This is a genomic window from Marinobacter sp. DUT-3, assembly GCF_050379435.1.
In the GTDB taxonomy this organism is placed as follows: domain Bacteria; phylum Pseudomonadota; class Gammaproteobacteria; order Pseudomonadales; family Oleiphilaceae; genus Marinobacter.
Window position 1 is genome coordinate 35,942 of record NZ_JBNRMG010000011.1, and the last position, 20,896, is coordinate 56,837.

General features: G+C 59.7%; 15 protein-coding genes. 5 read left to right on the forward strand and 10 right to left on the reverse strand.

What is annotated here, in order from left to right; genetic code table 11:
* Position 1 precedes the first annotated feature (1 nt).
* Positions 2 to 535 (reverse strand): bifunctional adenosylcobinamide kinase/adenosylcobinamide-phosphate guanylyltransferase, encoded by a 534-nt coding sequence (gene cobU, locus ACQUWM_RS15460; RefSeq protein WP_428922744.1) that lies wholly within the window; start codon positions 533 to 535, stop codon positions 2 to 4.
* A 197-nt stretch (positions 536 to 732) separates the two neighbouring features.
* Here cobU and ACQUWM_RS15465 point away from each other — a divergent pair, with 197 nt between their 5' ends.
* The 4 genes from ACQUWM_RS15465 (at position 733) to ACQUWM_RS15480 (ending at position 8,954) form a co-directional block, all read left to right on the forward strand.
* Positions 733 to 3,207, forward strand: a complete 2,475-nt coding sequence (locus ACQUWM_RS15465) for a hypothetical protein (RefSeq protein WP_428922745.1) — start codon at positions 733 to 735, stop codon at positions 3,205 to 3,207.
* A gap of 28 nt (positions 3,208 to 3,235) precedes the next feature.
* Complete coding sequence (locus tag ACQUWM_RS15470; protein ID WP_428922746.1) at positions 3,236 to 6,235, forward strand: parallel beta-helix domain-containing protein; 3,000 nt, start codon at positions 3,236 to 3,238, stop codon at positions 6,233 to 6,235.
* Positions 6,236 to 6,358: 123 nt separating this feature from the next.
* Positions 6,359 to 8,233, forward strand: coding sequence for a putative nucleotidyltransferase substrate binding domain-containing protein (locus ACQUWM_RS15475; RefSeq protein WP_428922747.1), 1,875 nt, complete (start codon positions 6,359 to 6,361; stop codon positions 8,231 to 8,233).
* Positions 8,226 to 8,954: a 3'-5' exonuclease gene (locus tag ACQUWM_RS15480; protein WP_428922748.1), complete on the forward strand. Its 729-nt coding sequence runs from the start codon at positions 8,226 to 8,228 to the stop codon at positions 8,952 to 8,954. Before ACQUWM_RS15475 ends, ACQUWM_RS15480 begins: the two co-directional genes overlap by 8 nt.
* Here the strand turns inward: ACQUWM_RS15480 and msrB are convergent.
* From msrB to ACQUWM_RS15505, 5 genes are all read right to left on the reverse strand, one after another.
* Positions 8,943 to 10,118: a peptide-methionine (R)-S-oxide reductase MsrB gene (msrB, locus tag ACQUWM_RS15485; protein WP_428922749.1), complete on the reverse strand. Its 1,176-nt coding sequence runs from the start codon at positions 10,116 to 10,118 to the stop codon at positions 8,943 to 8,945. The genes ACQUWM_RS15480 and msrB overlap by 12 nt on opposite strands.
* A gap of 118 nt (positions 10,119 to 10,236) precedes the next feature.
* Positions 10,237 to 11,718 (reverse strand): sensor histidine kinase, encoded by a 1,482-nt coding sequence (locus tag ACQUWM_RS15490; protein ID WP_428922750.1) that lies wholly within the window; start codon positions 11,716 to 11,718, stop codon positions 10,237 to 10,239.
* A 3-nt stretch (positions 11,719 to 11,721) separates the two neighbouring features.
* On the reverse strand, positions 11,722 to 12,432 hold the full coding sequence (locus ACQUWM_RS15495) for a response regulator transcription factor (protein ID WP_428922751.1): 711 nt from the start codon (positions 12,430 to 12,432) through the stop codon (positions 11,722 to 11,724).
* 36 nt (positions 12,433 to 12,468) lie between these two features.
* On the reverse strand, positions 12,469 to 12,750 hold the full coding sequence (locus ACQUWM_RS15500; protein ID WP_428922752.1) for a hypothetical protein: 282 nt from the start codon (positions 12,748 to 12,750) through the stop codon (positions 12,469 to 12,471).
* A gap of 147 nt (positions 12,751 to 12,897) precedes the next feature.
* Positions 12,898 to 13,878: an NAD(P)H-dependent flavin oxidoreductase gene (locus ACQUWM_RS15505; protein ID WP_428922753.1), complete on the reverse strand. Its 981-nt coding sequence runs from the start codon at positions 13,876 to 13,878 to the stop codon at positions 12,898 to 12,900.
* Positions 13,879 to 13,933: 55 nt separating this feature from the next.
* Between ACQUWM_RS15505 and ACQUWM_RS15510 the strand changes: the two genes are divergently transcribed.
* Positions 13,934 to 14,515 carry a QsdR family transcriptional regulator gene (locus ACQUWM_RS15510; protein ID WP_428922754.1) on the forward strand — a complete coding sequence of 194 codons (582 nt, stop codon included), beginning with the start codon at positions 13,934 to 13,936 and terminating at the stop codon, positions 14,513 to 14,515.
* 144 nt (positions 14,516 to 14,659) lie between these two features.
* On the opposite strand, the gene ACQUWM_RS15515 is transcribed toward ACQUWM_RS15510, so the two are convergent.
* The 4 genes from ACQUWM_RS15515 to ACQUWM_RS15530 all read right to left on the reverse strand — a co-directional run bounded on the left by ACQUWM_RS15515 (position 14,660) and on the right by ACQUWM_RS15530 (position 20,691).
* Positions 14,660 to 16,075, reverse strand: coding sequence for an aldehyde dehydrogenase family protein (locus ACQUWM_RS15515; protein ID WP_428922755.1), 1,416 nt, complete (start codon positions 16,073 to 16,075; stop codon positions 14,660 to 14,662).
* 29 nt (positions 16,076 to 16,104) lie between these two features.
* On the reverse strand, positions 16,105 to 17,211 hold the full coding sequence (locus tag ACQUWM_RS15520; RefSeq protein WP_407001910.1) for a zinc-binding dehydrogenase: 1,107 nt from the start codon (positions 17,209 to 17,211) through the stop codon (positions 16,105 to 16,107).
* 256 nt (positions 17,212 to 17,467) lie between these two features.
* Positions 17,468 to 19,270 carry an acyl-CoA dehydrogenase gene (locus tag ACQUWM_RS15525; protein ID WP_428922756.1) on the reverse strand — a complete coding sequence of 601 codons (1,803 nt, stop codon included), beginning with the start codon at positions 19,268 to 19,270 and terminating at the stop codon, positions 17,468 to 17,470.
* 236 nt (positions 19,271 to 19,506) lie between these two features.
* Positions 19,507 to 20,691 carry an acetyl-CoA C-acyltransferase gene (locus tag ACQUWM_RS15530; protein WP_428922757.1) on the reverse strand — a complete coding sequence of 395 codons (1,185 nt, stop codon included), beginning with the start codon at positions 20,689 to 20,691 and terminating at the stop codon, positions 19,507 to 19,509.
* Between the last annotated feature and the right edge of the window lie 205 nt (positions 20,692 to 20,896).

Below are 20,896 nucleotides of genomic sequence, written 5' to 3' on the forward strand. Positions count from 1 at the left end.
GTTACTCCTCGAGCTCCTTTAACCACAGCGGCAGCCCGGCAACGCTCATCACTACCTGGTCACAGGTGGCCGCAAGCGCCTGGTTCAGCCAGCCCAGCTCATCGCAGAACCGGCGGGTCAGCGGGTCCATACCGATGGTGCCCAGCCCCACTTCGTTGCTGACAATGGCGACACTGCCGGGATAGCTCCGCAACGCCTCCAGAAACGCTTCGCGCTCGCGGTTGAAGGTCTCCTCGCCGGCAAACAGCAGATTGCTGACCCAAAGGCTCATGCAGTCGATCAACAGGAAAGGTGGAGAGATCTCGCCCCTGTGGGTCTCCAGGACACTGGCAAGCCGCAGCGGTGCTTCCGCCAGCCCCCAGTGATCCGGGCGGCTGTCCACATGCCGTTTCACCCGCTGCGCCATTTCCTCATCCCCCACCGTGGCCGTGGCAACGTAGACCACCGCACCGCCGGATTCGGTGGCCAACTGCTCCGCCAGCGCGGTTTTTCCCGAGCGAATGCCTCCCATAACGAGAGTTCTTGATACGCCCATGCATGCTCCTTCGAATCCGTAGATGTGATCAAAAAATGGCCCAATGTGACGCAGTTCACATTTATTCAATATGCTACAAACTATCACGTTATCCCGGAGAAGGGTCTTTCCGGGCGACCACAACAATAATTGAAATGCCTCAACAATAAAAAACGATTTGCCGGGCAACCGGTAATGACGACGAATGAGAGGTTCACATGAACAATAAGAAACGCCCCATGCGTACAGCATGGGCATTGGCTGGCGCGCTATTGATCACCGGATGTGGCGGCGACTCCGGTGGCAGCGACGATGCCAACCCAGCCCAGGGACCATCGACATCCCCCGAAGATTCAACCGTCGCTTCCGATCAGGATACCTTCCGGGAAGCCCCCACTCTTGACCGCTACAGTTTCGCCAACGGCTGCTACACCCTGGAAGCCGAAGGCAACTACCTGAGCGCCGACCCTCAAACTGGCCACTACTCTGTCACCGCGGACGCCTCTCAGGCTGCCGCGTTCCGGCTGCGCCCGACTCGGCTCGGGGCCTACCTGCTGATGTCCGGATACCAACGAAGCGGCGGTGAAACCGGCCAGTTCGAACTGTTGGGGATCAGCGATCCCGCGGGCGAGTTTCTGGATGACGCCGGTAACTTTATCGGCGAGATCAGTTACCTGGTCGCCGGGTTGGGTGATACCACGAACCTGGTGCTCGACCCGGTTTCTCCGCTGGGTGACGCGCTCCGCGCCATTGGTGAAAGCCTGGAATTCACCGGCGACCAGATTGGGGACACCACCGTGAACCCCGCGCTGGCGATGGTAAACGCCCCCAGCGATCTGGCGGTCTGGCAACTCCAGCGCCAGGGAGAGGAGCAACAATACACCCTGGCGTCCGATGTCACCGGCCTGATGCTGTCCGCCCGGGATGACGGGCTCGCACTGGTCTCCCCCTCGGCCATTGATAAGTCCGGCAGCTTTTCCCTCACGGAAGCCTCCGGCTGCGACACCTACCCGGAAGCGGAACTGAACGCAGAAATTCTCGATTCGCAGGGGCCTGCGACCTATCTCAAAGAGGTGGACCGTTTCCGGAATGTGAAAGGCATCGACAAGGACGATGTCTTCGGTTTTGTCGACACCCATTCCCACATCTCGGCCTATGAATTCATCGGCGGACGGGTCAATTACGGCGCTCCCTTTCACCGCTTCGGGGTGACTCACGCGCTGCACGACTGTGAAGCCGTCCATGGCCCCTGGGGCGCGACCGGCTTTGTGGAGCTGGCTACCAGCGGTATCGGCCTGCACGACACCCAGGGCTGGCCCACGTTCAATGACTGGCCCAGGTACAACTCCCTGCAACATCACCAGAGTTACTACCGCTGGATGGAGCGAGCCCACCTGGCGGGCATGAAAATCCTGGTGAACCACTTGGTGCACAACGAGATTCTCTGTCGCATCAACCCCCAGAAAGAGAACGACTGTGACCCCATGGAATCCATCCTGCTGCAGATCCAGCGCATGTACGAGATGCAGGACTACATCGATGCCCAGCATGGCGGCCCGGGCGCAGGCTGGTTCCAGATCGTCACCAGCCCGGCTCAGGCCCGTGAGGTGATCGATAACGGCAAACTGGCCGTGGTGCTCGGCATTGAGATGTCGAAGGTCTTCAAGTGCGGCGAATTCCTCGGCGTGGCCGAATGCACCCGGGAGGAGATCGTGGAACGGCTGGATCAGTTCTACCAGCTGGGGGTTCGCAACATCTTCCCGGTTCACAAGTTCGACAACGCCTTCGGTGGACACCTGCCGGACCTCTCCACCGGCATTGGTATCGGCCCCATTCTCTATGCCGGGAATATGCTGGAAACCGGTCACCCGGTGGAGTTCGAGCAGTGCCCCGAGAACGTGGAATACACCGGAGGCGAGCCGGACCAGAACGCCGACCTTCAGCCTTTCGGCCTGTTCGATCAGTTGCTGTACCAGATGGACTACCTGGGCGAGCGTTTTCCGGAAACCCCGGAGGAAATGGCGGCACTCGATCCGCGCCGTGGCACCGATCAGCTCTGTAACCGGCGCGGTCTGAGCGATCTTGGCGACTTCCTGATCGAGGAACTGGTGCGCCGCAAGATGATGATCGAAACCGACCACATCAGCCGCAAGGCCGCCGCGCGGATCCTGGAGATTACCCGGTCGCTGGACTACCCGGTGATCAACAGCCACGGCAGCTGGGGCGGCACCGAAGCGCTGCGGGATCGTATCGCGGCCCAGGGCGGCATTACCGCCTCTTTTGGCGGCACCCGTGAAGACTGGGTACGCAAATTGACCCGGGATGGCAATCGTCCGCGCCATGACGATCTCAAGGTCGGCCCGTTCGGTGGCGCCGGCTTTGCTTCGGACGTCAACGGCATAGCACAGCTGGCGGCCAATCCAGGCACCACCGAGGACGAAGCCAGCCTTTACCCGTTTACCTCCATCGACGGGCGAGTCCGCTTCGATGTGCAACGCACCGGGGATCGGGAATTCAGCCTCTACGATGGCCGCGGCGTGGCCCATTACGGCCTGTACCCGGACCAGATCGAAGACATGATCCGCAACAGCGATGCCGATCCCCAGCAGATAGATGACGCCATCAACCAGCTGTTCACCTCCGCCGAAGCCTATCTGCGGATGTGGGAACGGATTGAACGCGCGCCGCTTTAAAAACAACAAAAAGAACAAGGACAGAGCCATGACATCTACAACACCTCAAAACCACAGACGCCCCTGGCGCTCCGCCCTGATTCCCCTGGCGACGGCCACGCTGCTGCTTGCCGGCTGTCTCGGCGGCAGCGGCGGATCATCGGATTCGGCATCAGCCAGCGACGGTTCCGGCAACAACGTGGCCGGGGACCAGGTTGACCGCTTCAGCGATGGTCGCACCTTCCGGGTAGAACCCGGCCCGGATGCCACCCACGACATGGTCAACGCCATGATCCAGCTCCGCCCCGGCGACACCCTGGCGTTCGGCTGTGGCTTTATCGAACTGAACCACGGCCTGCTGATTCAGGCCACCGAAGATGTGCTGATCAAGGGGTGTGGCAAAGACAGCACCGTGCTGTCCTTCCGCGACAGCGATAACGTCACCGGTCTGGAGGCCCTCAACGTGCGCGGTATTACCGTGCAGGATCTGACCATTGCCGACTCACCGGGGGACGCTTTCAAACTCAAGGGCGTGAAATGGGGCACGCTGCTCAACGTGCGCGCCATCTGGTCCGGCGGTGGCGACCCCATCACCGCCAGTAACTACACGGATCGGCTGCACGTGCAGTGCACCAAGCCGCCGCTAAACGAAGGCGACCCGACACCGGATTACATCCCCAGCTCCGCCAGCGGTCGCTACGGCATCTACCCGGTGGAGTCCGAGAACATCCTGGTGGATAACTCCGAATCCGTAGGCGCGTCCGATGCCGGCATCTACGTCGGCCAGACCAACACCGCCATCATCCGCAACAGTCGCGCCGTGTATAACGTCATGGGCTTCGAGATCGAGAACGTCCAGGGTGGTGAGTACGACAACAACCTCGCCGAGTGCAACACCGGCGGCTTCCTGATCTACGACCTGGAGAACATCACCCAGTACGGCGACACCTCGGTGATGCTCAACAACCTGGCCCGCAATAACAACACCTACAACTTTGCCCACAGTGGCCTGGTGTCCGCCGTGCCCCGGGGCACCGGCTTCATCACCCTGGGCTATGACAACATCGAAGTATTCAACAACACCTTCGAGGACCACAGCACCGCAGCGGTGATCTATACCAGCTACGAGCTGATCGACGGCAAGGACAAAACCTCGGACAAGAAACTGGACCCGTACACCGAAGGTCTTCATATCCATAACAACGTGATGCGGAATTCCGGTTACGACCTGCCGCCGCCCAACTTTGAAAAGGTGCTGCTGGAAGGCCAGGTGGAAACGGTGCTGCCCACCCTGATCGGCCTGAAAAACATCACCAACCCCGGCAAGGGCGCCCACATCATCTGGGACGGCCTGCTGGATGATCTGGACGAGGACTGCCCCTACCCGGTGGATGCCAACGGTGATCCCGTCCCGGCGGATGAGAACGGCAAACCGATCCACACCAATGAGCACCCGAACCCGTCGTGCCACTACAACGCCTACAAGTTCAACGCCAACGGCGAGCGCAAGCTGCCTCAGTGGGGCTCGTGCTTCCACGATAACGATTTGGCCGCGGACAGCCAGGCCTACATGAACTTCCACGGCACCCAGGGGCTGGAACTGGTACTGGCGGCGGCTGAACAGGACCCCAGCATTCTCACTCTCGAAGGCCTGCAATCGGTGCTGGAAGGGCTGACAGGCGTCGTTGCCGACACCGACAAGTCGGTTCACGACTGCCAGGCTCGCTTTGGCAAGGTACTGCCGTCGCTGCCCCGGGTGGACATCCCGCCGTTCGAACCCAGCGGCGCCATCGATCCGGCCCCCAGCGAGGAATACGTCAACCGGCTCTGCAGCAAACGCGGCAAGCCGGGCAGCGTCAACCGGGATGCCCTGGAAGTGAACTGCCCGACGCTGGACCAGTACAACCTGTTTGCCGATCCTCACGATCCCCGCAGCACACCCAATGACGGCGGCGTGCCGTTCGTGCTCAACAGCAAGCTGTTCTCCGACTACGCCACCAAATACCGGGTCGCCTTCGTGCCGCCGGGCACCAAAGCGGTCTACGTGGATGGTCAGGGCGGCAGCAACGTCAATGGCAGCATCCACTTCCCCACCGGTACCGTGATTGCCAAGACCTTCGCCTTTACCGATGAGAGCGAGGGCACCGAAGAACTGGTGGAAACCCGCCTGCTGATCAAACGGGTCAGCGAGAGTGGCAAGGCGTTCTGGGATGGCCCTACGTACATCTGGGAGGAAGACAGCGAAGGTAAACCCGTGGCGAAACTCGCCCTGGGCGGCGGTACCCGCGCGGTGAGCTGGCATTACCAGGATCAGATTACCGGCGAGCTGATGGCGGGCAGCACGGAGAACTACGCCATTCCCAACGCCAACCAGTGCATCACCTGCCACAGCAACGATGACGTGGAATCCGGCAGCGCCCCCATTGGCCCGAAACCCCGCAACCTGAACCGGGCTTATGCACCGGAATCTGCCTTCATGGGCAGCAGCGGTCAGGGTGGCTTCCCCCGGGTCAATCAGCTGAAATATTGGCAGGATCAGGGCATTCTCACCAATGTGCCGGACCTGCAGATTGATGGTCGCGGCATTGCCACCAACATCGAACGCCTGCCCCACTGGAACCTGGCCGGGGACAGCGGCGAAACCGCCGGGTCCGACGCCGATGTGGAAGCCCGCCTGCGGGCCTACCTGGAGGTGAACTGCCAGCACTGCCATAACGACCGCGGCGCCGCGTCCAACACCGGGTATTACCTGGACCACTACCGTGACGTCGACGCCGGCTACGGCATCTGCAAGAAGCCCACTGCCACCGGCGGCGGTTCCTGCGGTCGCCAGCATATCGTAGTGCCGGGAGACGCCGACAGTTCCATCGTCTCCTGCCGCGTCACCGACAGCGCCGATCCCCAGCGGCGCATGCCACCCATTGCCCGCAGCGTCACCCACATGGAAGGCGTGGAGCTGATCAATTACTGGATCAACAACGTGGTGGACAGTGACTACGCCAATGGCGATGCCTGCGGTAACGGCAGTATCTTCCAGTCGCTGAACTGAGTGCACCGGGGCGGCCTCGAATGACTGCCCCGGTTCTCATCCGGCTTTCGTGGCCCTCTCCGTTCCTCACTGCTATATTGCTTCCTGAGAACGCCAAACGTGACCGCTGCTCAGGGAGACTTCATGCAGGCAGAGCTTATCGACATCCGCAACCATCTGGCCCAGCATGCGCCCTTTGACGAGATGCCGGAAGAGATGCTTGATAAGGTGGTTTCAAGCATCGAGATTTCCTACTTCCGTGCGGGCACGCCCATCCTGGAAATTGGCCAGCGCAATAGCTGGCTGTTCTACGTGCGCAGCGGCGCCGTGGAGGTCTATCGTCGGTCTGGTGAACTTTACAGCCGGATGGGCGAAGGCGAGTTCTTTGGCCAGTTCGGATTGCTGATGCACAAGACCGTACGTTTCCCCGCCAAAGCGATTGAAGACTGCCTGATCTACCGGATTCCTGACACCGTTTTTCAGTATTTGTGGGATAACGACGAGAACTTCGCCGATTTCGCCGACACCGAGGGCCGAAGCCGACTGCGCTCCGCCCTCTCCCGCCGGGAAAAGTCCAACCAACTGATGACCGCGAAAGTCACCCGCCTGATCGCACGGAAACCGGTGACCGCGCCCTGCACCGTACGTCTTCAGGAAGCCGCACGCATCATGACCGACCAGGGCGTATCGGCACTGCTGCTGATGGACGAGCAGGGTGAAAAACCGAAACTCAAGGGCATCATCACCGACCGGGACCTGCGCACCCGTGCCGTAACCGAAGCGCTACCCTCGGAAACGCCGATCAGCGAAATCATGAGCGACGACCCGATCACCACCCGCGCGCGAAGCTTTATCTTCGAAGCCATGCTCACCATGCTGCACAACAACGTGCACCACCTGCCCGTGATGGAAAACGACGAAGTGCGCGGCGTGATTGCCCTCTCAGACATCGTCAAGTATGAGAGCCAGAGCAGTCTGTTCCTGGTCAGCAACATATACCATCAGCAGGACGTCAAAGGCCTGAAAAAGATCAGCCACGAGGTTCGCGACAGCTTTGTGCGCATGGTGAACGAAGATGCCAACTCCCACATGATCGGCAGCGCCATGGCCGGTATCGGCCGCAGTTTCACTCAGCGCCTGCTGGCGTTAGGCGAAGAGAAGTTGGGCCCGCCACCGGTGCCCTACTGCTTCATGGCCCTGGGTTCCATGGCGAGGGACGAACAGTTGGTGGTAACCGACCAGGACAACGCCATGATCCTGGACGACAGCTTTGTGCCGGAAGAGCACGACAAATATTTCCTGGCGCTGGCGAAGTTCGTCAGCGACGGTCTGGCTGCCTGCGGCTACACCTACTGCACCGGCGACATCATGGCCACCAACGAAAAGTGGCGCCAGCCCCTGAAGGTCTGGAAATCCTACTTCATGGACTGGATTGACAACCCCAAGGCGGAAGCCCTGCTGAACAGCAATATCTTCTTCGATCTGGACGGTATCTACGGGCGAACCGAATATGCCGAGGAGTTGAAAACCCTCGTGGCGGAGAAAGCGAGCCATAGCCAGCGCTTCCTGGCCATGCTCGCTCGCAATGCCCTGAACCGCACACCACCGCTGGGCTTTTTCCGCACATTCGTGATGGAAGAGAACGGCAAACAGAACAAGACTTTCAACCTGAAGCGTCGAGGTACCGCGCCGGTCTCGGACCTGATCCGTGTCCATGCCCTTGCTTGCGGTTCACGGGCCCAGAATTCTTTCAATCGCCTCAAGGCCATCGCCGAAACCAAGCTGATTCCGGAAGACGGTGTGGGTAACCTGCGGGACGCCCTGGAGTTCATTTCCATCGTCCGCATCCGCCACCAGGCTCTGGCCATCGAGGCCGGACGAGAGCCGGACAACAACGTCCGCCCGGAGGACCTTTCTCCCTTCGAGCGCAGTCATCTGAAAGACGCGTTCCAGGTGGTCAGTAACGCCCAGAAATTCCTGAAGTTCCGCTACAACGCACCGGTGGGTCGGCATGGCTGATGATCCGATAACCCCGATCACCGGAACCGACGAGTCATGGCCCGAACTGTTCGGGACACTGGCAAGCGAGTCCAGGGACCCCCGGCTCAAGGCCTACTACGAAACCGGCTGCGTCGCCCCGGATACGCCGTTGTCCGAAGCTCCACTGGTCGCCCTGGATTTTGAAACCACCGGGCTGGACCCTGACGAGCATTCCATTGTCTCCATTGGCCTGGTGCCGTTTTCCCTTGATGGTATCAAGCTCGGCGCAGGCCGCCACTGGGTGGTCCGGCCGCAGCTCCCCCTGCATCAGACCTCAATCACCATTCACGGCATCACCCACACGGATATCGACAAGGCACCGGATTTGAGTGACGTCCTGGATGAGATACTGGCGGCCATGGCGGGAAGGATTGTGGTGGTTCACTATCGCAACATTGAACGACCGTTCTTCGATGTGGCCATGAAGTGGCGACTGAACGAAGGCATCCGTTTTCCGGTCATCGACACCATGGCGATCGAGGCACACCTGTATCCCAACCGCCGGCCAACACGGTGGCAAAAGCTGAAGGGCATGAAACCGGTGTCCATCCGCCTGGCTGACAGCCGGACCCGTTACGGGCTGCCCCACTACCCGCCCCATAACGCGCTGATTGATGCCATTGCCACGGCGGAGTTACTGCAGGCCCAGATTCACTATAATTTCAGTTTGGAGACTGCCGTAAAGGACCTATGGTTGTGACGTCGCCACCGGATTATCGCTGTCTGCTTTCACCTCACTGATATACTGGCCATAGCCCTCTTCTTCCATCTGCTCCAGCGGGATGAACCGGAGGGCGGCCGAATTCATGCAGTAGCGCAAACCCGTGGGCGCCGGGCCATCATTGAACACATGCCCGAGGTGCGAGTCCGCGATGGCACTGCGAATTTCAGTGCGGGTCATGAACAGGGAGCGGTCCTCTTTTTCCACCACCACGTCATCCGCAATCGGACGGGTAAAGCTGGGCCAACCCGTGCCGGACTTGTACTTGTCCCTGGAAGAAAACAGCGGTTCTCCGGACACTACGTCCACATATAAGCCCGGGCGTTTTTCATCCCAGTATTCGTTGGCAAACGCCCTCTCGGTGCCATCTTCCTGGGTCACGTAATACTGCTCTTTGGTCAGCATCCGCTTGAGCTCTTCATCGTCCGGCTTAACAAACGACTGCAGATCCCGCGCATCATTCTTCATGGCGCCCTCTTCCGGCTGATACTGGGAGTAATCAACTTCCTGCTCGTCACCCCAGACCTTCTCGATGAACTGGTAACGGCCGGAGTTGAAGGTGTAGAACTTGTACCGCACCGGGTTCTTCTTGTAGTAGTCCTGATGGTATTCCTCCGCGTCGTAAAAAGACTTGAAGGGCACGATTTCAATGGCTACCGGGTCGTCGTAACGGCCGGATTCTTCCAGTGCCTTCACCGATGCTTCAGCAGCGCGCTTCTGTTCTTCATTGTGATAGAAAATGGCGGGCCGATACTGGCTGCCCCGGTCCACGTACTGGCCGTCCACGTCCGTCGGGTTCGCTGTACGCCACAGGGCCTGAAGCAGGCCTTCGTAGGTGATCACATCCGGGTCATAATAGACTTGGACCGCCTCGGTGTGGCCGGTACTGCCGCCAGAGACCTGTTTATAGGAGGGATCTTTCTCGTCGCCACCGCTGTACCCGGATACCGCTTCGACAACCCCCGGCACATTCTCCTCATACATTTCCTCCACGCACCAGAAACACCCGCCGGCGAAGGTGGCTACCGCCAGATTCGGGTCATCGGGGGCGTATTTTGAGTCCATATCGTTGGAAGCACCCACCTGGAAACCGGTCAGTGCTATGGCCGCCGCCATGGACATCAGTAACAGATACCGTTTCATAACCTTAACCTCTTGCCCTTTGATTACTGTGACCAGTCTGCACGGAATTAATCACACCACTTTCTCCAGTTTATTACGTTTGTATAACGCCGGAGAGATCAATGCAGATGCACACGGTTCAGCTTGAGGGCGTCACCGGTAACCGAATACAAAACGAAGCGCCACCGGACGGCAGGTTGGCAACGTCAATATCACCACCCTGGAGGGTCATGATCCTGCGGGCAATGGCCAGCCCGAGGCCGGCATGGCCGCCAGCCCCAGCGGAAGATTCACCGCGGTAGAATGGATCGAAGATGTGGGGCAGGTCCTGTTCCGGAATGCCGGGGCCACTGTCCCGCACACAGACTTCGGGCAGGCCATCTGCCTGCCCGAAGGCCACCTCTATACGCCCTCCGGAGGGGCTGTAGGCAATGGCGTTACCAATCAGGTTATCCAGCACCCGCTCGGTCATGGCCAGGTCCGCGTAGGCCAGGGGCTGGTCCGGATCACCGTTGACGACCAGTTCCAGCCCCCTGTTGCGGGCTTCCGGCCCGTGTTTCTGGACCACGTCATGCACCAGCTCAGCGAGGGGAAAGAGTTCTGGCACCGGCTGCTTTTCCCGGGCTTCCAGCGCCGCCAGCTCGAACAGCTCATCCACCAGGCGGTTGAGGCGCCGCCCCTCCTTGAGCGCAATGTCGAGAAAACGGTCCTGCTCGTCCGGGCTGAGACGATCCCGCCGCAGTTTCAGGCTTTCAATATAACCCTGCATGGAGGCCAGGGGCGTGCGCAGGTCGTGGGACACCTGGGCCACCAGTTGGCGGCGCTGGGTGTCTTTTTCCGTCAGTTGCTCAATCTGGGACGCAATCCGGCTGGCCATGTCATCAAAGGTGGCCCCCAGGTAGTCGATCTCGTCCCGGACCACGGGCCGCCTGTCACGCCAGGTATTGGCGGGTTGACGGCTCATGTCGGTGTGCTCGAAATCCTCCACCAGCCGGGTCAGCAAGGTCAGCCGGCGGGTCAGCAGCCGGAATATCGCCAGCCCCGCAATCATCACCACCGCCAGGCTGACCAGCAGGGCCCAGGCGCTCAGTTCCAGCAGCTGGCCACCCCGGGCCATGGTTTCCGCGGCGTCGTATTCCTCGCCCCGCAGCACCACGTAGAGATAGCCTTCCGGGTTATCCGCCGATGGCACGGGGGTCACGGAGAATACCTTCTGCCGGTCATGGCTGCGCGGGTCATCGCCCAGCACGGGGTAGCGGCTCATGTCGTCCATAAGCCGGTGGATAGGGTCCAGCGAGACCTGCTTGCGCTTGATTTTGGCCGGGTCTGCGGAATAGGAAAGGATGGTGCCATCCAGGTCCAGCAAATAGATTTCAATACTGGGGTTGATGGTCATATACAGCGCGAAGAGCTCCTCCAGCGCGCTACGGTCAAGCTCCCCCTCATTGACCAGGTTACGATCCGACACCAGGTTCTTCGCCAGGTCCCGGTGCAGCTCCTGATTCACCGAGGCGTTGTACTCCCGCAATGAGTAGAGGCTGATAAAGGTGTACAGCAGGCCGACCGCCAGTAACAGCAGGAACAGGCCCAGAGCCAGCCGGGTGTAGAGTGTCCTCACCATGGCTCAGTCCCGGAAGCGATAGCCCACCCCCCACACGGTTTCAATAAACTCCGGCCGGGCAGGATCCTTCTCGATCTTGCCACGTAGCCTGTTGATATGGGTGTTGACGGTATGCTCGTAGCCCTCATGGTTGTAGCCCCACACCTTGTCCAGAAGCTGGGCACGGCTGAATACACGGCCGGGGTGACTGGCAAAGTGCCATAACAGGTCAAACTCCCGGGCCGTCAGGTCCACCTCCTGATCCCTTACAAACACCCGACGGCGATCGGGGTCAATGCATAAACCATCGGCCCGCAACTCTCCCGCCCTGACATTACCGGTGTTTTCGGCAGGCGCAGCCGCCATGGCATCCACACGCCGGAACAGGGCCTTCACCCGCGCCGACAACTCGGCCACGCTGAAGGGTTTGGTGAGGTAGTCGTCAGCCCCCATTTCCAGGCCCAGTACCCGGTCCAGTTCGGTGCTTTTGGCCGTCAGCATCAGCACGGGCACATAACCCGGGCCGGAGCGGATCTCGCGACAAACAGAGAGGCCGTCCATTCCGGGTAACATCAGGTCGAGAACCACCAGATCAATATCCCCTTCACGAAAACGCTCAAGCCCGGTATCGCCCCGGTCACATAGAATGGGGGTCATGCCAAGATCCGCCACATGCATGCGCACCAGCTCGCCAATGCCAGGATTGTCCTCAACAATCAATACGTTTCGTGTCATAGGTTGTCGGCTCTGGTGTTCCTCGAAAGCGCCCGGTTAATTCATTGAGTCCGACTTGTCCATGCCGTCATCCTTCATATCATCGTGCATAGCCTTGTCGTCCTTCATGCCATCATCCTTCATTCCCATGCCATCTCCTGACATATCGTCGTCCTTCATACCCTGGTCCATGGCGTCCGACATGTCATCTTTCGTCATGTCAGGATGCTCCATTGACTCTTTCATTTCATCGTCCATCATGCCACCTTCGGATGCCATTTCATCAGCCTGGGCAACACTGGCCATCAGACCGAACATGCACATTGCCACAATTGTCATGAACTGATTCATCGTAATCTCTCCCCAAGTGTTTAAACCTGCCGGACTGGCAGGTTCGTTAACCATCCTGGGTGCACGCCATCACGGGATAATCACAGGGTGTTAAACAGTGTATAGCGGAAAGTTCACAAATCTGTCACGCCGGCATCATTCCTCCAGACTACCCAGCAGACGCTGACGGATGATGTTGTCGGCGTCGTCCATGATGCGGCCGATCAGTTCCTCGCAACTGGGAATGTCGTGGATCAGACCCGCCACCATGCCGCAACTCCAGGCGGCTTCATCCATCTTGCCTTCCTGCAGTACCAGCCGGCCCTTCACGCCGGTGACCAGGTGGCGGATATCGTCGATGGTTTCGGCCTCGCCCTTTTCTTTCTCGATGCGAACGATTTCTTCCACAGCGGCGTTGTTCATCACCCGCTCGGTGTTGCGCAGGTTGCGCATAATCAACCGGGTCTGCCGCTCGTCCGCCTCAACGATGGCCTGTTTGACGTTGTTGTGAACGGGGGCATCCGTGGTGGCAATAAAACGGGTGCCCATATTCATGCCCTCGGCCCCCAGAGCCATGGCCGCCACCAGGCTGCGACCATCGGCCATACCGCCAGAGGCGACGAACGGAATAGTGAGTTCCTCCGCCGCTCGGGGCAGCAGGATGAAATTGGGAATGTCGTCCTCTCCGGGGTGACCACCACACTCGAAGCCATCCACGCTGACCGCATCACAGCCGATTTTTTCGGCCTTCAGAGCATGGCGCACGGAGGTGCATTTATGGATAACCTTGATACCGGCGGCCTTGAGCTGTGACATGTATTGCTCGGGACTGCGCCCGGCGGTTTCCACCACCTTCACACCGCCGTCGATGATGGCCTGGATGTACTCGGGATAGGGCGGCGCCTTGAAGGATGGCAGGAACGTCAGGTTGACGCCGAAGGGCTGATCGGTCATCTCAGCACAACGTGCAATTTCCCGGGACAGGTCTTCCGGGGTAGGCTGGGTCAGTCCGGTGATAATACCGAGACCGCCAGCGTTGGAGACGGCAGCTGCCAGCTCCGCATAGCCGACATGGTGCATGCCACCCTGGATAATCGGGTGGCGAATGCCAAACAATTCGGTGATTCTGGTCTTCATAGCGGGTTTCCTGTTTTGTCGTTAGAATGAAATAAAATACCGATTCGAGGTTGCAGTGACAGAAAAAACAACAACAAGGGCAACGCCAGCGGACGCCTTACGACGTGCGCGGAAGATGTGGCTGAAAGGCGAAAGAATTCACCTGGCGTCACTGTCCGAAGAACTGAATATCGGAAGGGCCACCCTGTTTCGCTGGGTCGGCAACAAGGACTTACTAATGGGGGAAGTGCTCTGGTCACTGTACGAACCCCTGAGGCTGGAAGCCCTTAGCATGACGCCAGGCCAGGGCGTGGATTTTGTGGTTGGGGTGTACCGGCACATTAACTCCACTCTGCTGCACTCCGAAGCTTTGCGGCGCTTTATCCGTGAAGATCCGGAGTATGCGCTGAAAATACTGACCTCGTCCCAGTCCACCATTCACAGCCGCACCGTGGACGCCAATACCCGCACGCTTCGGGACCAGATAGCATCCGGTCATATCAACCCGCCCCTGAACGTCAACAGCCTGTCCTACTTCATGGTGCGCCTGGCCGAATCCTGCCTGTACAGCGACATCATCAACGGCAGAGAGCCCCGTGATGAGGAGCTGGAAGACGCCTGTACGGCGGTGCGGATTCTGCTTGGCGGGAAGGCCTAGAAGCTGGGGGCTGGTCCCGGGGCGGGGTACCGGGTGCTTCTGTCGGATTACGGCTATCGCCTAATCCGACCTACGTGATAAAGCCCTCGTACACTTCCCGTAGGTCGGATTAGCGAAGCGTAATCCGACACCCTGCTATCAGCCTTACAACTGCAACGACCGCACCTCAAGAAACTCTTCCAGCCCCCACTTGCCAAACTCCCGGCCAATACCGGAATGGCCAAAGCCACCAAACGGGGCCATGGGATTGAAGGCACCGCCATTCACAAACACCTGGCCGGTGCGCAGTTTGCTGGCCACGCGTTTCGCCTTGTCGGCATCCGCTGACCATACCGCGCCGGACAGTCCGTACTGGGTGCCGTTGGCGATGCGGATGGCTTCCGCTTCATCGTTGTAGGGAATCACGCACAGCACCGGGCCGAAAATTTCTTCCTGAGCCAGGCGGCTGTCCGGTTTTACGTTGCCAAACACGGTAGCCTTGACGAAGTAGCCTTTGTCACAGCCTTCCGGCGCTTCCGGGCCGCCTGCGACCAGGGTATGGCCTTCCTCGATGCCGAGTTTGATGTAGTCGATGACCTTGTCACGCTGTTGCGCCGAGGCCAGCGGGCCCAGGCGGGTGGTTTCTTCCAACGGATTGCCCGGGGTCATTTTGGCGACGGCGGCGGCCGCCAGTTCACAGGCTTCGTCGTGCTGTTCCGCAGGCACCAGCATGCGGGTCAACGCGGTGCAGGTCTGGCCGGAGTTGAGCAGGCAGTTGTTTACTGTGCCTTTCACCGCTGCCGCCAGATCCGCGTCCGGCAGGATCACCGAGGCGGATTTTCCCCCCATTTCCAGGGCAATGCGCTTGAAGTCATCTGCAGCGGCATGGGCAATCAGGTTGCCGGTGCGGGTGGAGCCGGTGAAGGACACCATGTTGACGTCCGGATGTTTGATCAGGGTGTCGCCGACGGTGTGGCCTTCACCACACACCAGGTTGAATACCCCCTTGGGCAGGTCAGACCCGTCCAGGATCTCTGCCAGGATGTAGGCGCTCTGGGGTGCAATTTCCGAGGGCTTCAGCACCACGGTACAGCCGGCGGCAATGGCCGGTACCACTTTCAGGATGACCTGATGCAGCGGGTAGTTCCATGGCGTGATGCAGCCCACCACGCCCACCGGCGCATACTGCACTTCCGAGTTACCGGACTGCTCGCTGAACGGGAAGTCCGGCAGCATGTTCAGGTAGGTCTTGGTAATGGTGGCCGGCAACCCGGCCTGGATACCAGTGGCCAGTTTGATCGGCATACCTACTTCGCGGCACACCGTTTCGGCGATTTCGCCAGCGCGCTCTTTCAGCCCTGCGTGGAGCTGTTCCAGCACCTTGATGCGTTGCTCCAGAGTGCTTTCGGACCAGGTTGCAAACGCGTCATCCGCTGCGGCGATGGCCTGCTCCATCTCTTCGCGGCCGGAAGCTGGAACTTTGGCAATCACCTCACCGGTACCGGCTTCGTGCACGTCGATGGTGTCCCCGGCCCAGTTCACCCATTGGCCATTTATGTAGTTCTTGCTGAGATCTTTCATTCGGTCACTCCTGTGTCTCTTTGGAACGGTCACTCGAAGACGATGACGCCACGGGCGTTCTTGCCTGCCAACATATCATCGAACGCCTGGGGTGCGTCATCAATGTGGTAAGTCTGGGTGACAAGTTCGTCGAGTTTGAGTTTGCCAGCCTTGTACAGCCCCAGGATACGGGGGAAATCGTATTGTGGACGTGCGGATCCCAGCCAACTGCCCTTGAGAGTTTTCTCGTCGGCGGGCAGGGTCAATGTGGTGATCGAGGTTTTGTCCTTCGGATCAGAAACACCCACCACCACGGCGGTACCGCCACGGCCCAGGCACTTGTAGGCCTGCTCCACCACCGGGCCGGCGCCAACGCATTCGAAGGCGTAGTCGACGCCGCCGGTGAGTTTCTTCACGGCCTTGGCGCCGTCCTCCACTTCGCTGATGTTGACGGTGTGGGTAGCGCCGAACTCCCGGGCCATTGCCAGTTTCTTCTCGTTGTTGTCGACCGCGACGATCATTTCCGCGCCGGCGGTGACGCAGCCCTGGATGGCGTTCAGGCCCACGCCGCCGATGCCGAAGACGGCCGTTCGGGAACCGGGCTCGACTTTCGCGGTGTTGAATACGGCACCGACACCGGTCATTACGGCACAGCCCACCAGGGCCGCGTTCTGCATGGGCACGGATTCGTCCACCTTGACGCAGTTGTCCACGTGCATGGTGGCGTATTCCGCCATGACGCCACAGGCGCCGAAGACGTTGAGATCTTCGCCATCCGAGCCTTTGGTGCGAACTGTGCCATCGGGCAGGGTAAACATGGCCTTGCGGGCGTTTTCACAGAGCACCGGGCGGCCACGAACACACTGGCGGCACTTGCCGCACATGGAGATGAAGGAACTGACCACGTGGTCGCCTTCCTTGAAGGCGGTGACGCCCTCGCCCACTTCTATGACGACGCCAGCGGCTTCATGGCCGAGGACCAGGGGCGCAGGGTAAGGAATTTTGCCGGTGGTGGCGGACTGGTCGCTGTGGCAGACGCCGCAAGCACCGATCTTGATAGTAATCTCGTCCCGTTTGGGGCCTTCCACGGTGATGGTCTCTACCTGAACGGGCTGGCCCCATTCGCGGCAGACGACTGCCTTTGCCTTTCTGTCCATTCTGTTTTGCTCCTCAGTTTACGTAGCCCTCCAGCATTGGGGGCTGGTCGCGGGGAGGGGTGTCTTTTCTTATGGGAAAAGAACTCGCTGCGCTCAGACACCTTTGTCCCGTCAGAAAAGACACCCCTCCCCACGACCGTTCTGACAACGTTGGTTTTGTCGGATTACGGCTGCGCCTAATCCGACCTACATGGGGTACCTTGCAAGTAACCGTAGGTCGGATTAGCGAAGCGTAATCCGACAAACTAAACCTCCTCTAGAATTCAGCGTCCTGCATGCCCAGCGCCGTAGTATCCACAGCACTCAGCAACCCGGACAGGCCGAGCACTTTCGGCAACTCATACCGAGCAAAATACTCACAGGCTTTCACCTTACCCTCGTAGAATTCTGCTGTCTGCTCGCCGTTTCCTTCCAATCCGGCAACGGCCTTGATGGCCTGTCGCAGCCAGAGCCAGCCGACGACGGTGTGGCCGAATGCCTCCAGATAAAGCGACGCATTGGCCAGGGCTTTTTCCACATTGCCGTTGGCTTTCTCGGCGTTGATGGCGTCCGTCGCGGTGGCCATGGATTTGACGGCCCGGTCCAGATGGTCAGCACACAGCGCCAGCCGTTCAATATCACGGGCCTCGGTGATGGTGCCTTCTATGCGGTCCATCAGTGCTTCGTAATACCTGCCGCCGGCCATGGAGACTTTGCGACCCAGCAGGTCGATCCCCTGGATACCGTGGGTGCCTTCATGGATGGGATTCAGGCGGTTGTCACGATAGAACTGTTCCACCGGGTATTCCCGGGTATAGCCATAACCACCGTGGACCTGGATCGCCAGGCTGTTGGCTTCCAGACAGAACTGGGACGGCCAGGACTTGATGATCGGCGTCAACAGATCCAGCAGACCGGCGGCAAGTTTGCGCTGGTCTTCGGTTTCAGCGTGCTTTTTCTCGTCCACTAGCATGGCGCCCTGCAGACACAGGGCCAGGCCACCTTCCACGTAGGCTTTCTGGGTCAGCAACATACGGCGGATGTCGGCGTGGCGGATCAGCGGGACTTGCGGGGAGTTGGGGTCTTTCTCCCCCACCGGGCGGCCCTGTTTGCGGTCGCGGGCGTAGTCCAGAGCATGGAGGTAGCCGGTGTAGCCGAGCATGACCGAGCCCAGACCAACGCCGATGCGGGCTTCGTTCATCATGTGGAACATCGCCGCCAGGCCGTTGTTGGGCTCACCCACCAGGTAACCGACGGCGCCGTCTTTCTCACCGAAGTTGAGCATGGTGGAGGTGGTGCCGCGATAGCCCATCTTGTGAATCAGGCCGGCGAGCGCGACATCATTCCGTTCACCGAGGCTGCCGTCCTCATTAACCAGGACCTTGGGCACGATAAACAGGGAGATGCCTTTCACCCCGGGAGGGGCATCCGGCAAACGGGCGAGCACCATGTGGATGATGTTGTCGCTCAGCTCATGGTCGCCGGCGGAAATGAAGATCTTGTTGCCGAACAGGCGATAGCTGCCATCGTCTTGCGGTTCGGCCCGGGTACGCAGATCGCCGAGGGACGAGCCGGAATGGGGCTCGGTCAGACACATGGTGCCGAAGAACCGACCGGCCATCATCGGTTCCGCGTATTTCTTCTGCTGGTATTCGTTGCCCTGGGCCTTGATCAGGTTCGCTGCCGCAATGGTCAGCCCGGCGTAGCCCTGGGTACCCACGTTCGCGCCCTTGAGCAGGCCCACGCACATCTGAGCCACCGCTGCCGGCAGCTGCATGCCGCCACGTTCGTAGTCCTGACCGGCGGCCATCAGGCCGGTATCGCGCAAGACATCCAGGGCTTTTTTGACTTCCGGACGCATCTCCACCCGACCGTTCTCGAATCGTGGTTCTTCTTCGTCGACCAGGCGGGCGTGAGGCGCAAACTCTTCCGCGGCTACTTTCAGCGACAGGTCCAGTGCCGCCTGTAAGGTTTCCCGATTATGCTCGGCATAGCGTTCATAGCCCAGGGTCTGTTCGACTTCGTGGAGTTCGAACAGCTGGAACGCAAGGTCCTGGGTGTTGATGATTTTTTGTTGCATGGCCTCATTACCCTTGGCATGAATTAACACGGTAGCCTGCCAGTCTGGAGTCTGGTCCTGCGGTGGGGATGCCTTTTCTTATGGGAAAAGAACTCGCTTCGCTCAGACACCTTTCTCCCGTCCGAAAAGGCATCCCCACCCCATGACCGGCCTGGCTACACAGTTATACCCACTGACATCCGTCGCTGATCATTTCCATGAGTCGTAGGTCGGGTTACGTGGTCAGACTCACCGCCTTAAACCACCTCGAACAAGCCAGCAGCACCCTGGCCGCCGCCGATGCACATGGTAACCACCACATATTTTGCTCCACGGCGCTTGCCTTCAATCAGAGCGTGCCCAGTCAGACGAGAACCGGTGACACCGTAGGGATGGCCCACAGCGATGGAGCCGCCATTGACGTTCAGTTTCTCCATGGGAATGCCCAGACGATCGCGGCAGTAGACCACCTGCGAAGCAAAGGCTTCGTTCAGCTCCCACAGATCGATGTCATCCATCTTCAGACCGGTACGCTCCAGCAGGCGCGGGATGGCAAATACCGGACCGATACCCATTTCATCTGGCTCGCAGCCAGCGACCGCGAAGCCGCGGAAGATGCCCATCGGCTCGATGTTGTTTTTCTCGGCGTAGGTGGAGTTCATCACCGTGCACACGGACGCACCGTCAGACAGCTGGGATGCGTTACCCGCCGTGACGAACTGATCATCCCCACGCACCGGATTCAGCCCCTGCAGACCTTCCAGTGTCGTGCTGGGGCGGTTGCACTCGTCACGGGTCAGAGTGACGTCTTTATGGCTGACCTCACCGGTTTCCTTGTCTTTCACCATCATGGTGGCATCGAAGGGAACAATTTCGTCGTCGAACTTGCCGGCTTCCTGAGCGGCGGCGGTGCGCTGCTGGGAGATCAGCGCGTATTCGTCCTGGGACTCACGGGTAACGCCATAACGCTGGGCGACGATGTCGGCGGTTTCAATCATCGACAGGTACAGCTCGGGTTTGTTCTTCATCAGCCACTCATTGGTGGCGTGGAAGCTGTTGAGCTTGTCGTTCTGAACCAGGGAAATGGACTCCACACCACCGGCCACCATGGCCGGCACCTTCTCGGAAACCACGCGTTGGGAGGCCATGGCAATGGCCTGCAAACCGGAGCTGCAGAAACGGTTGATGGAGACACCGGCGGTGGTCACCGGCAGACCAGCGCGGATCGCCGCCAGGCGTGCCATGTTCTTGCCCTGGGCACCTTCGTGGAACGTGGCACCGAGGATCACATCTTCCACGATGGCCGGATCAATACCCGCACGCTCAACCGCGTGTTGGATAACGTGGCCAGCCAGGTCCACGCTGTGGGTGTTGTTCAGGGCGCCACGGTAGGATTTACCGAGGCCGGTACGAGCGGTGGAAACAATAACGGCATCAGACATAACAGTGTCCTTCGTAATCGGTGTACACGTAGGTCGGATTAGCGAAGCGTAATCCGACATCAAGTTGAGCTTTCCGCCAGAGTTGTCGGATTACGGCTTCGCCTAATCCGACCTACGGGATCAACCTCAGTTGTAACGTTGGTTCCGGGGTGGGGTGCCTTTTCTGCCGGGAAAAAGATGTCTGAGCGAAGCGAGTTATTTTTCC

What these genes read in the sequence shown, in the direction of transcription:
- cobU (WP_428922744.1), bottom strand. Translation starts at nt 535, where the DNA reads ATGGGCGTATCAAGAACTCTCGTTATGGGAGGCATTCGCTCGGGAAAA.
- ACQUWM_RS15465 (WP_428922745.1), top strand. Translation starts at nt 733, where the DNA reads ATGAACAATAAGAAACGCCCCATGCGTACAGCATGGGCATTGGCTGGC.
- ACQUWM_RS15470 (WP_428922746.1), top strand. Translation starts at nt 3,236, where the DNA reads ATGACATCTACAACACCTCAAAACCACAGACGCCCCTGGCGCTCCGCC.
- ACQUWM_RS15475 (WP_428922747.1), top strand. Translation starts at nt 6,359, where the DNA reads ATGCAGGCAGAGCTTATCGACATCCGCAACCATCTGGCCCAGCATGCG.
- ACQUWM_RS15480 (WP_428922748.1), top strand. Translation starts at nt 8,226, where the DNA reads ATGGCTGATGATCCGATAACCCCGATCACCGGAACCGACGAGTCATGG.
- msrB (WP_428922749.1), bottom strand. Translation starts at nt 10,118, where the DNA reads ATGAAACGGTATCTGTTACTGATGTCCATGGCGGCGGCCATAGCACTG.
- ACQUWM_RS15490 (WP_428922750.1), bottom strand. Translation starts at nt 11,718, where the DNA reads ATGGTGAGGACACTCTACACCCGGCTGGCTCTGGGCCTGTTCCTGCTG.
- ACQUWM_RS15495 (WP_428922751.1), bottom strand. Translation starts at nt 12,432, where the DNA reads ATGACACGAAACGTATTGATTGTTGAGGACAATCCTGGCATTGGCGAG.
- ACQUWM_RS15500 (WP_428922752.1), bottom strand. Translation starts at nt 12,750, where the DNA reads ATGACAATTGTGGCAATGTGCATGTTCGGTCTGATGGCCAGTGTTGCC.
- ACQUWM_RS15505 (WP_428922753.1), bottom strand. Translation starts at nt 13,878, where the DNA reads ATGAAGACCAGAATCACCGAATTGTTTGGCATTCGCCACCCGATTATC.
- ACQUWM_RS15515 (WP_428922755.1), bottom strand. Translation starts at nt 16,075, where the DNA reads ATGAAAGATCTCAGCAAGAACTACATAAATGGCCAATGGGTGAACTGG.
- ACQUWM_RS15520 (WP_407001910.1), bottom strand. Translation starts at nt 17,211, where the DNA reads ATGGACAGAAAGGCAAAGGCAGTCGTCTGCCGCGAATGGGGCCAGCCC.
- ACQUWM_RS15525 (WP_428922756.1), bottom strand. Translation starts at nt 19,270, where the DNA reads ATGCAACAAAAAATCATCAACACCCAGGACCTTGCGTTCCAGCTGTTC.
- ACQUWM_RS15530 (WP_428922757.1), bottom strand. Translation starts at nt 20,691, where the DNA reads ATGTCTGATGCCGTTATTGTTTCCACCGCTCGTACCGGCCTCGGTAAA.